At 50.7% G+C, this 12,323-nt stretch carries 9 protein-coding genes; 1 reads left to right on the top strand and 8 read right to left on the bottom strand.

Translation table 11 applies throughout. The features are described from left to right. Positions 1–381 (top strand): exosortase system-associated protein, TIGR04073 family, encoded by a 381-nt coding sequence (locus PL263_RS01610; protein ID WP_140910615.1) that lies wholly within the window; start codon positions 1–3, stop codon positions 379–381. Positions 382–431: 50 nt separating this feature from the next. Here the strand turns inward: PL263_RS01610 and PL263_RS01605 are convergent, their stop codons facing one another. The 8 genes from PL263_RS01605 to PL263_RS01570 form a co-directional block, all read right to left on the bottom strand. Beyond that, a complete protein-coding gene (locus tag PL263_RS01605; protein ID WP_278211371.1) occupies positions 432–848 on the bottom strand; it encodes an SbcC/MukB-like Walker B domain-containing protein in 417 nt (138 codons plus the stop codon). After that, positions 848–3,877: an AAA family ATPase gene (locus PL263_RS01600; RefSeq protein WP_278211370.1), complete on the bottom strand. Its 3,030-nt coding sequence runs from the start codon at positions 3,875–3,877 to the stop codon at positions 848–850. The genes PL263_RS01605 and PL263_RS01600 overlap by 1 nt, the downstream gene beginning before the upstream one ends. A 128-nt stretch (positions 3,878–4,005) precedes the next feature. Next, the gene (locus PL263_RS01595; RefSeq protein ID WP_278211369.1) at positions 4,006–5,910 is read right to left on the bottom strand and encodes a hypothetical protein; all 1,905 of its coding nucleotides are present in this window, start codon (positions 5,908–5,910) and stop codon (positions 4,006–4,008) included. A gap of 176 nt (positions 5,911–6,086) precedes the next feature. Further along, positions 6,087–6,554: a prepilin-type N-terminal cleavage/methylation domain-containing protein gene (locus PL263_RS01590; RefSeq protein WP_278211368.1), complete on the bottom strand. Its 468-nt coding sequence runs from the start codon at positions 6,552–6,554 to the stop codon at positions 6,087–6,089. 204 nt (positions 6,555–6,758) lie between these two features. Beyond that, positions 6,759–8,540, bottom strand: a complete 1,782-nt coding sequence (locus PL263_RS01585; protein ID WP_278211367.1) for an asparagine synthase C-terminal domain-containing protein — start codon at positions 8,538–8,540, stop codon at positions 6,759–6,761. A 15-nt stretch (positions 8,541–8,555) separates the two neighbouring features. Beyond that, the gene (locus tag PL263_RS01580; protein ID WP_278211366.1) at positions 8,556–9,902 is read right to left on the bottom strand and encodes an AMP-binding protein; all 1,347 of its coding nucleotides are present in this window, start codon (positions 9,900–9,902) and stop codon (positions 8,556–8,558) included. Then, positions 9,899–11,014, bottom strand: a complete 1,116-nt coding sequence (locus PL263_RS01575) for a glycosyltransferase (RefSeq protein WP_278211365.1) — start codon at positions 11,012–11,014, stop codon at positions 9,899–9,901. Before PL263_RS01575 ends, PL263_RS01580 begins: the two co-directional genes overlap by 4 nt. 82 nt (positions 11,015–11,096) lie before the next feature. Then, on the bottom strand, positions 11,097–12,311 hold the full coding sequence (locus PL263_RS01570; protein ID WP_278211364.1) for a TIGR04063 family PEP-CTERM/XrtA system glycosyltransferase: 1,215 nt from the start codon (positions 12,309–12,311) through the stop codon (positions 11,097–11,099). Positions 12,312–12,323: the final 12 nt, after the last annotated feature.

The following is a 12,323-nucleotide window of genomic DNA, read 5'->3' as shown; positions in this document are numbered from 1 at the left end:
ATGAATCAAGTTACTCGCAACGCAGCAGTATTGCTGTTATCAGCCACCGCGTGCTTTAGCTTAACGGTACAAGCCGACGAATCGGAAAGTTACGGCCAGACCGTCGGCCGCAAACTGAGTACCGGTCTCGCCAACATCGCGACTTCGTCCTTGGAAATCCCCAAAAACATCATCATTATCAATAATCAAAGCAACGTGATTTACGGCTTTGTCGGCGGCACATTAAAAGGTCTGCTGAATATGGGCGGTCGTATCGGAGTCGGCGTGCTGGATCTGGTCTCGGCACCAGTTCCAACCCAACCGATAGTCTATCCGCTTTACGTCTGGGACAATTTCGACGCCGAAACCACCTACGGCAAAGCCTTTCGTCCCAGCCGGTAGTTCGATTCGGCATAGCGGCCTTTGGAATAAGCCCAAGGCCGCCGCTTCTGCTAGGCAACCATCTTCAATTCGCTCAAGCCGTTGGCTTTTTTCACCAACTCTATTTGAGTTTTAATGCGTTTTTTAACGGCATCGACATGGGAAATCACGCCGACGGTCTTACCTTGAGTCGTTAACCCTTCCAGCGCACTCATCGCCAGATACAGAGCCTCGGCATCCAGATTGCCGAAACCCTCGTCTAAAAATAACGAGTCGATCGCCCGTCCATTATTAGCAATTTCCGCTAACGCCAAAGCCAAAGCCAAACTCACCACAAAACTTTCACCCCCGGATAAGGTTTTCGGCAATCGGCGCAGATTCCTCTGTTTGGTATCCTCGATCTCCAGGGCCAAACCGTGATCGTTTACGGCGCTGCGCACGTAATAACGACCACTGAGTTTCTCTAAAATTTGATTGGCCTTGGACATCAACTTATCGACCAACAGCTGTTGAATCCGCTTGCGCAGCCCCCCTGTTCATCGGAGATCAGTTTCAGATCCGCTTCCGCTTGACTGTACAACGCCAATTGCTCGCTTAGCCGCCCCTGCAACCCTTGAAGTTTCTCCCGGTAGCCCTGTTGTTTGTCTAGCTTGTTTTCCAAACTATGGACTTCCTGCTCAGCGATTTCGAGCTGCCGAGTCAACTGCTTCAACGAATACAATATGCTTTCTTCGTCAGTATTCGCCATCATCGTCAATACCGCAGCTTCCCGTTGCAACTCTTCGCCCGTTTTAGCCAAGGCTTCCACAATTGACACTCTTAGGCCGGCTTGGTCCGCCAGCGCCGCTTCGATTTGCTGGCGGCTATCGATAAGCATCAATGCCGCCCGCAAATCGTCGATATCGGCGAAGTCACTACCCGCCAACTTACCAGCAACCAAACGGGACATGGCTTCGAATTCGATTTGCTGAGCCGACAATGCGCTTTCGCAGTCGACGATCAGCTTTTGCTTTTCGACTAAGGCCAAATGCAAGCCCACGGATTCCTCGTTTAGTAATCGGCTCGCATAATCCGAGAGTGTGTTTTGGTAGTCGATGATGTTCGCCTGAGTTCCCCGCAATTTTTCCTGTAGCGCGGACACCTCCTCTATCAAGCCTTTTTGCCGCATTTCTCTAATCTGGTAATCCTGGCGACGGGCATTTAACTTGTCGAACAACAGGTTTTCCTTACCTTTACCGGGCAATTTCTCGCCCAATTTTTCGAGTTGCTGTTCCAACTGCTCAGTTAACGCTTTCTCTTCGGCTTTAAGACCGGCAAAACGCTGCTCCACCTCCACAAACTCGGACGGCCGATTATTCCAGGCCTCATCCAACTGACTGACAGATGCGGCAAGTTTTTCCAGAGCAGACTTTTTGTTATCGATTTCCGCCAACCATTTCGCCACATTCCGCTGCAATTGGGCGTGTTCGTTAACCAAATTTTTGATTTTCTCCAGCTCCTCCGTCTCGTTGGCAAGCAAGCGCTTCTGCAAGGAAACATTATCGATCGTCAAATCCTGGCTAACCACATTCAATCGATTAACCAGCAGCTGCCAATCCGAACGCATTTGCTGCAAGCGCTGGTCGCGGGCGGATATTTGCACGCCCCGCTTTTCCGCTGCTGTGAGTTGCGCCGCCAACGTGTCGATCGTGGTTTTTAGCACTTGCATCTTTCCGCGCTGGTCGACCAAGGCCTTTTTGGCATTACTCTGTAGCGGTGGCTTCATCAGGTAAGGATGGTGCAACGAACCGCACAAATAACAAGGCTGCCCCTCTACCAGCTTGCTACGTTCCGCGGCAAATCGTTTCAATAAGGCTTCGTTGGCTACCGCCTGCTCTAAAGCCTTGCCGATATTGTCCTCCCGGCTTAGTTCATCCCGTAATTCTTCCAGCCGTGCCTGCAGCCCAGCGGCATCAGGTAAATCGGCAGGTTTGCTACCAGCCGAAAACCAATGAAAAAACCCCTTCTTGTTGAATTTGGCGTTGACTTCGGCAATCGATAGCAATTCTCGAAAATCATTGACTCTGCCCTGCTGCTCCACCGCTAGGTCTTTCAGCTCATCGAAACTTTTACCTTGCGCCAACTCCGCCATCACGTCACGGGCGTCGCTAATCTTGGCTTCTAATTCAGAGATATCGGCTTTAGTGGCGTTTAGCGCCGACTTGTTCTTTTGCAAAGCCGCTGTGGTCGTCTTGGTCCAGTTCGATTGGCTTTTCTGTTTACCGGACAATTCCGCCAGTTCCACCCGCAGGTTTCGTAACCGGGGAATGTCCGGAAAATCGCTCAGCAATGCGGCATCGCGGCTTTGCTCTTGCAGCCAGGTATCGACTTCGGCCAACGCAGCTCTCTTTTCAGCCAGTTGCAGCTCTATTGCCTGGACAAGCTCGGACTCGCTGGGCAACAGCAACTTCAGTTCGCTGATTTTCAATTTCAACGTGTCGATCGCTTGTTTTTGCGTCTCCAAGGATTTACCGGCTAACTCCTCAGGCGTGCTGCTTTCCGCCTCTGCCCCCAGCTGCCTCCGCAACATCTCAAGTTCCTGCCGATATGCTGCGAGACTGGCTTGACTTTGCTCGAGCTGAACTTGTTTTGTATCCAATGCAATAAGTTCTTCGCGATACTGGGCGGCATCCTGCAACCCACCAATTTCCTGCAGCGCAGTTTGCAATTGCTGTATTTGATCTTCGATCTGACGTAGTTGGCTTTCCAGTTGTATCTGCCGATTTTGCAGAACCCGAACGTTTTTCGCGTCACGCATCTGTTGTTCAAGCAGCGCTTGTTGCGCCTTCAATTCATCTGCCTGCTGCTTGAAATCCTGCAAATCCTGCTCGGCGGCTTCCAAAGCCTCGGGGGCCAATAGCGGGATCAATTCGATATCCTGCTGCAGTTGAGCCAAACCGGCACGAGCGGCTTGGTAATTGGATTCGGCTTGCTCCCGGTAATCCCGGTAAATATCGGAGCCGCTGATTTTTTCCAAAATATCCATACGCTCGCTATCGAGCGCATTCAAAAACGCGGCGAAATCGCCTTGCGGCAATACCATGGACTTGCTGAACTTATGAAAATCCATACCGGTTAACTCGGCAATCCGAGTTCGGACCGAGTTCGGCGTGTCGGCCAAGAGCTCTTGCTGTTCGCCGTCTAACCGGGCCAAGGCCATGTGAGGCTGTAACACGCTATCGCCTGTACGTTCCACGCGCCAGCTGGAACGAAATTTAACATCGCCGAGAGCAAATTCGACTTGCGCCACACTGTCGTTGGTCTGCTTGGTCATCACGTGCTCCGCCGGCTTATCCAAGCGAAAAGTCTCTCCGTACAGCCCCAGCGTGATCACATCGAGGATACTGGTTTTGCCCGAGCCGTTCGGTCCGGTGATCGCAAACACGCCGCAGTCGGCGATAGGACCTTGGTCGAAATCGATACGACCCTCGCCTTCCAGGGAATTGATGTTTTTGAAGTTGATGTTGAGTATCCGCATAATCCCAGGCCACGGGGCAAATTGTGGTAATTCGCTAAAACCGATTTGTAACGCCACAAATCGGGAAAACACTAAAGGCTTATTTTAGTGAATTCGGCCGGGGACCGCAGAAGAATAATTCACGAGCACTAATTGTGTACCATCGCTTTTTTGTAAGCGATCGCCTCCCTCAACTTTTGGAATTCTTTGGCGTCAAAACCGTTTGCCACTCCCAAAGATTCCGCGTGCCGAATCACCTGTTCGGCTGTATCGTATTGTTCCAAGGCAATGAACAGGTAGGCTTTTTCCGCATGCAAATACATCCGATTCGGCTCTAATTCGATCGCTTTATCCATTTCGGCATGAGTTTGTTCAAATAAGCCCTGCGTTAAAAACACCTTGGCTTTAATCAGATGCATCATGGCTTTGTCGATGAAGTTAGGCTGTACTAAAGCCGCATCGGCCCACTCCAAGACATTGCCGGCAATGGTTTTGCATTCGTAATCGCCGTTGACCACACAGGTAGCCGCGGAGCGCACTGAATCCATGGTTCGTAACGGATGGGAACGGTAAGCCACTCGACGTAAAATCTCCCGGTGCACCAAGGCCTTGAGTGCTTCCATGTATCCGCGGTCGAGTATCAACGGATCGTCATAATGGACCGGCAACTCCACATCAGTATCTGCTTTATCGGCAGCATGAAGATAAACCAACCTATTCAACTCCCTGAACATCTCTATCAGAGTCGAAACCTCGAACTCGTTCAATTTCGAAGCATTCAAGTAATACTGGTAGGTTTCCGGATTTGGGCCACGCTTCAGCTCCAGATTGTTTGCGTAGGCGCTATTGGCCCTGACCGAGCCGGGATGGTTGCGTACTTCAAAATAACTGAAACTATCCAAATTCGACCAAATCGCAGCGCGGGTATAGGTCGCCAGCGCCAAACTGCCGACGATGCCGGCGTAGAGTAAATTCAATAGGCCTTTGCCGACACGGCCGGCTAAAAAATGATATGAGAGAACGACCATCGAAATCACTACGCCAATGCTAGGCAAATAGTTTCGATGTTCGTAAATCAATTCCAGCGGAAATACGGTGGACTCCATACCATGTCCGACAAAAAACCACAGAATGGCAAAAGTCAAAAACCGAAAATTACCCCGCCAAGAATGATAAATTGCAAATCCGATTAGCCCGAAAACACCGAGAATGGCTGGCAGAGTTGCGATTGGCCGAAATAAGCCCTTACTTATCAGAAAATCATCATGCGCCAAACTGAGTTCGGTGTTGTCCGGATAAAACAGTAGCCCCAAGTAATAAAACAATACTCTGGCTTGAGTCATTAATCTTTCTGTCAGCGTAAAATTCCGGGCTAAATATCCGCCGAGCAGGTAGTCGGGATGAGTCAGCAAATACAACACCGCAAGCAGCATGGGCAAAATTGCAGTGGTGCAATAGAAAATACCAACTTTGAAACGGGAAGCGGCGGGAATGCTAGGCAACAAAGTGACTTCGGTGACAAAAATCAACAGCGGCAACAACAATGCATTTTCCTTGGATAAACAGCCCAAGCCGGTACCTAGCGCGCAGCCAAGCACCATCAGGAAAATCCCGGACGGCTTTTCGACTTGCAATCTACCTTTCAAAAACACTAATAGCCCGGCCAACATAAACAGAGTCGCCATGCTATTCATACGCTGCACGATATACAGCACTGAAGTCAGTTGCAGTGGATGTAAGGCCCAGATTAGGGCAGAAATAAATGCCAGTTTCCGGACGGGATAAGATGGCGCTGCCGCGCCAAGCAACCGGCAACTCAGTAAAAACACCAAAAAGCTATTGACTGCGTGGATAGCAATATTGGTTAATTTAAATGGGACAGGGTCAAATTTCTGTCCGGCAAAATAATAATTTAATGCAAAACTGACACTGGCTATTGGCCTTTTAAACGGTCCGCTGGTATTGGCACTCCATGCAGACCCTAAGTCTTCGGCAGCCAGCCCCTCAATTAAGACACCATTATTATCAATAATATTGGGATAGTCATCCGCCAAAAACGTCCCATTCCGTCCCGGGTAATATATAACCAATATAACAACCGAGAACACAAAGATTGGTAGGAAATACTGCCATGACGATTGCTTCAAACTATTTACTAAAATCATTCTTAAATCGCCCCCTATAAAACAAAAGGGGCCGAAGCCCCTTTTGTATTAATGCCTCAGTCTATTTAGCTCTTCGGCAAATATTTTTGAGCTACTGTACTACCAGAGCCACCTGTCGGGACCACGGTCCAAGTCATTCCTTTACCTGGAGTGCAAGAGCCTTGATACATAACAGTTTGGTCAGCTTGTACAGAAGTACCTATTGTCTTATAGGCAATCGTAACTCTGGCTGTCGAAGCTGAACCAGCGGTAATCTCCACAGATTTCACATAGTTGCCGGTGATTTGTTCCTTTGGCAACAATCCAAAGAATGTGTTGGTTAAGTTAGTAGTCAAAGTCTGTTCACTACATGCCACACCGCCCGCGGTCAAAGCCGGAGACGCGAGGCTTGGACCTTCTGATACTTTGGATTTAACCGTATAGTCTTGATACGCCGGAATCGCGATTGCAGCCAAAATACCGATGATCGCGACCACGATCATTAATTCGATCAAGGTAAAACCTTGTTGTGCTTTTTGTAATTGTTTATTCATAAGAACGTCCTTCAAAGTTAACGGGGTTAAAACTCGGATTAACCAATACAAGTTGCGTGCCAAGTGACTGATAACGCCATCTGCAACCGCGATTCAAGCTTTTGAACCGCCCCACAGCCTATCTCTAAATTTGTCAGCTTCCGCGGACAAGCCGTTTTTGGCTGAAACTGACATTTTTTGTCAACCACTCCAATTTAAACTGGATTAATAGCCTTTACCGACAAACCAAAGTTCCAACATCATCAGCACCCAAATTAATTCGCCATAGTACGCGGCGTGAACGCTTTGATGCATCTTGATCGCATGCTCCAGAAATTCCGGCCGAAAAAAATCCCTGCGCCCCAAATCGCGAACGGCTTGGTAAGCCATTTGTTTCAAAGGCTCGTGATCTTTCAACCAAATACCGAACGGCAAGCCGAAGCCGTGTTTCGATTTATTGATGATGGCTTCCGGCAGAAAATCGGCCATCGCTTGTTTATAAAACCAGCGCAGTTTTTGACCGCGCAACTTATCGGCCGACGGAATGCGGCAGGATAAATCGACGATGCGTGGATCGAGCAGCGGATAACAGACTTCGACACCGGCCATTTCGCACATCCGGTTGACCTTAACCAGATCGTTGTCGTGCAAAGTGGATTTCCAATCCATGTACAACATTCGATTCAGAGTGCTGGCATTTGCCGGCCGCCAATAGTTTTCGCGCAAGGATTGCATCGGCGCGGAGATATCGACCTCGGTTAGGAAATCCGCTTGAAAAATATCCGCCGCCGCGTGGCGATGTAAAAAATTGTAATCCTGCAAACGATCAGGCATCGCGGCCTTGGCTTGTTCGATATATCTTTTGGCTTTAAATGGAATCTTTTGCCTGGCGATCGCGTCCGGCAAACCATCCAGCACATACTCCATTCCTCTGGTTAAGAATTGCGGCAGGCGATGATAGCCTTCGAACAACATCTGCTTGGCATAGCGTTCATTGCCGGCGAAGATTTCGTCGCCGCCGTCGCCGGCCAATAGCCGGTTAACGCCGTTGTCTTTTGCCAGTTTTGCGCAGTAGTAGGCCGCAAGCGCAGACGAGTTACCGAACGGCTCGTCGTAGTAGGCGGCAATTGCCGGAACCGCAGCAACCGTATCTTCCGGCGTAACGTAATAGGTATGGGAACGCGTTTTAAACGCAGCAACCGCAATATTGGCGTATTCGATTTCGTCATACCCGGCGACTTGAAATCCCATGGAAAAAGTCTTGGCCTTGCCGGGAAATACTCGCGCTAGTGCACCGGCGACGCTGGAGCTGTCCAGCCCGCCACTCAGGAATGCGCCGGTATTTTCGTCGTCTGCCACTCTATCGCGGACAGCTTCGACCAGATATTGTTGCAACTGACGGCCGGACTGGCGTAAATCGCAGTCGTTTTCGAAAAAGTCGGGCTGCCAATACCGATCAATCGCGACTTTACCGCCATGAAAACTGAGGCATTGCCCGCCTTCCAGTTTCATGACCTGTCGATAAATGGTGTTTGGGCTGGGGCAATAGTTGAAATAGAGGTAGTCGAAAACCGACTGGGGCGAAATGGCATTGCTCACCTGCGGGTGACGCACCACAAAATCCGCGCTGGAACCAAACACCAATGCGTCGTTGGTCTTCGCGTAATAAATGTGGCTAATCCCAATCGGATCGGTCATTAAAAACGTCGTTTGTTGCCGCTCATCAATAAGCAACAAGTTGACGATGCCGGGCTGACGCCGTAGCGCCTCGATTCCGCGCTGTAGATATGCCTCCAATAAACTCGACAACGCATCGGTGGGATATGCCGATTGCAGCGCCACCAACAACACCCCGCTCGCTTGCTTGTAATTAGCCGAGTCAGTCGCTACCGCATAACCGCGGCCGGCGCACTGAACAACCGGCAACTCACCCGCTGTTTGTGCCAGCGTTGCAACCGCCGATTCCGTGTCGGAAACCGGCCCCATCCATCCCGCAAATTTTGTCATAGCTGCCGTTGAAAATTAGGGTTTTACATGGCTGATCACATACCGAAATTTGCCGGAACGCTCTTTGGGAATGTAATCGGTGTATTCAATGTTGACGGTAACCGCTTGGCCGAGACGCTTTTTAAATTCCGCGACGATTTTTTGCTCGGCTGCATCCCGATAGCTGGCGGATTTCACAATTTGTACCGTGGTTTTTTCCAAACTTTCTTGGGTAATCTTAAAAGCCTCGACACCTTCCAGATCACGAAGTACATAAATCAGGGCCAAACCGTGTAACACAGTCCCGTCGAGCGCAACTACAAAGTCGGTCGTGCGTCCCTGGAGCTCTTCCAGCAACGGCAAACCGCGCCCACATCCGCACATCTTCTCGGACAATATGCCCATGTCGCCGGTGCGATAACGAATGAAAGGAAAGTCGCGGGTTGCCAGATGGGTAACGACAATTTCCCCCAATTCTCCATTGGGCAGTGGCTTTCCGTCTTTGTCCACGATCTCGACGATGATATCTTCCGCCGTAATGTGCATGCCGCCGTGCGGACATTGGTGGGCGATGAAGCCGGCATCGCGGCCGCCGTATCCGTTTGCCACCGGGCAGCCGAATACGCTTTCGATTTTTTCCCGCTGATGATCGTACAGGCGCTCCGAAGTAACAAAGGCCACTTTGACGCCCAAATTATCCAACCTCACCCCGGTTTGTTCGGCGCGACCGGCGATATGCGCCAACGCCGAGGGGTAACCGAATAGCATTTTGGGCCTGATCTGCTGCAACTGACGGATAAAACCATCGACTTTTTCCGCGGACATTTCGAACGCGGGAATTAAATGCGTCCGCAACAACTTGTCCCGTAACAGACGAATCTTATCTTGGGCGCCTAACTCGATTGGCGAACCCCAGATCACAGCCTCAGGATCACCAATATCCACACCCCACCAGCGCGTTGCGCGCCATTTGGCGGCGACATCGTGGCTGACACGGCGCCTGCCGATATAGAAAATCAACGGCTCTCCACTGGAGCCGCCAGTATTAAACCGCGCCAATCCCACTGCGTCATCCGCGGACATTTCAGGCAAATGCTGCCGTATTTCCGCTTTAGTCAACAGCGGCAACCGGGATAACTCGGATAACTCTATCTGAGCGACATCGAGACCCAACTCGGCAAACAATTGTCGGTAATACGGGACATGGGCCTGCACATCGCTCAAGAATAAACGCAGCGTTTTCAGCTGAGCCTGCCTAATTTGCTGCGGAGACCACCATTGGCTGCGTTCCATATCGCGCCGAACCCTGACCGTCGAGTGTTTTTTCAGGACCTCGTGAAGCGGAAATATCAGCGAAGAGCACAACGAGGTATAAAAACTCATACGTTCACCAAGTTATTGAATTCAGACAATAATATTTCGACGCGACCGTCCCAGCTATTTTGTCGCGCATATTCGATAATCGCCTCCCGATTCCAATTCGCAGCCAATGCCGCATCGACCGCATCCTGCAACGCTTGCCGGTCTCCAAACCGGACAACGATTCCGAGGTCACTGCTGCAGACCACTTCCCTGTTACCGCCGACATCGGTCGTGACAACCGGCAGACCGCAAGCCATGGCCTCAAGAAAGACGTTGGCCCAGCCCTCGTTCGCGGTCGCCAACACAAATACATCGGCAGCGGACAATACCTGATACAAACGATCGGACGCCATGGCGCCCAGAAAACGCACATCGGCCGTCAAACCCAAGGCTTCGACTTGGGCGACCAAGCGGGCCTTAATATCGCCTTCCGGACTTGCTCCGCCGACAATGAGGTACAACAAACGGGAGTGATTGTTTTTTAAGTCGGGCAATATCTCCAGGACGCGATGAAAGCCCTTTCTATCCACCAAACCGCCGACCGAAATCAAGACCTGGGCGTCGGCGGCAATATTTAATGCTTTTCTGGCTTGGGCTTTATCGATCGGAAAAAATTTTGTGGTATCCACCCCGTTGCCGACCACCCGAATTTTGTTGGTATCGGCACCCAATCCGACCAAATGGGTTTTCAAAGACTCCGATACAGAAAACACTCTGGCCGCGCGAGCTAGGGCGCTTAACATACGCCTCCTCCGGGCAGGAATTTTAGACAACGGTAACTCTGTACCCCGCAAGGTAATAGTCACCGGCAATTTCAACCATAGTCCGAGCCAGGAGGCTGCATAGCCGTCCGGATAGGCGAAGTGGGCGTCAATCAAATTGACCGCCGACTTGTTTTTGAGCTTTAGAAGTACCGGCAAGCTGCAAATTGCCATGAAAAAACCGTCCAGAGCCCGCCCTATTCCCGGCAACGCCAGAAAACGCGGAAAATATACGGTGATGCCGTTTTGTTCTTCTACTAGATCGGGTTGGGGCCTGTATCCGGGATGGAGTTTCCGAATCAACCCTTGCAAAGGGAACCAAGGCACCGGCGAAACCACTACCAACGCGCAATGCCCGGCTACTTTGGACATGCGTTCCCGAATAAATACGCCGGCGTTCGGCCGCACTCGACTGGGATATAACGAACTAAAAACAACGATCCGTGGCTGTCGTTCACACATTGCGTTGGCTTAGCAATCCATCGTAAACGGCTTGGTAATGACTGACGCTTCGCTGCCAGTTACGTTCTCGTTCCACGTAAGTTCGGCCCGCTCTCCGAATTGCATCCCAGTGTCCCTGATCCTGCAACGCAGACAATATGGTATTAGCCAAGGCATCGGCATTGCCCGCCTCAAATAGGTAGCCGGTTTCGCGATCTTTGATCAACTCATGGTGTCCGCCGACATCCGATGCCACCAATATCCGACCTTGCGCCATAGCCTCCAATGGCTTGAGCGGCGTCACCAGATCGGTCAATCGCATCGACATTCTCGGGTAAACCAACAAGTCTACTAAGTTGTAATACTGTTGCACCTGATCGTGCGGTACCCGCCCCGGCATGACGACCCATTCCTGCAAGCCGAGATTTGCAATTTTTTCGACAATTTGCGGCTGTTGCGGCCCACCTCCGACCAACAGCAAGCGGACATTCGGTTGTTGCCGGGCGATTGCAGGCAAGGCGTCCAGCAATAACAACAGGCCCTCGTAGGCGTAAAACGAGCCGATAAAGCCCAAAATGGTTTTTCCGGTCAAACCCAATTGCTTTAACAACTCAGAGTCGGCTTGTTCGCCGTAATTGAACTTTTCTATATCGACCGCATTCGGGATGACGGTGATTTTATCTGCCGCTATCCCGCGTTGAACGATATCGCCACGCAGGCCTTCGCATATCGTGGTCACAGCATCCGCCCGTTTGAACACAAAGGTTTCCAAGTACTTGGTCAACCGATAACGCAAACTACCTTCCAGAGTCGTACCGTGATCCACCGCTGCATCTTCCCAAAATGCTCTGCACTCATAGACTAACGGTAATCGGAACTTATGTGCGGCTCGGAGTGCGGCCAGACCGTTTAAGGCTGGCGAATGCGCATGCAGAACATCCGGTTTTATTTGCGGAATTATTTCGGTAAGACGCCGATACAGAGTTTCGACTATCGCCCACTGGTTTAAGACCGGCAACCCAGCCAGCCAGCCTGTTGGCTGATCCGAGCGATAAAATTGCAAACCGTCTATCTCTTCGAACGCTGCGGTGTTTCCCAGATGCTTGGCCGATGTGACGTGATAAGTGTCCCAGCCCAATTTACGTTGCTGCTCCAAAATGGCCCGGGTGCGGAAGGTATATCCGCTGTGCAATGGGATGGAATGGTCCAATATATGCAGAATTTTCATGTCAATTATTAT

Source organism: Methylomonas sp. EFPC3 (genome assembly GCF_029643245.1).
Taxonomy (GTDB): domain Bacteria; phylum Pseudomonadota; class Gammaproteobacteria; order Methylococcales; family Methylomonadaceae; genus Methylomonas; species Methylomonas koyamae_B.
This window is presented reverse-complemented; position numbering and strand designations above follow the sequence as displayed.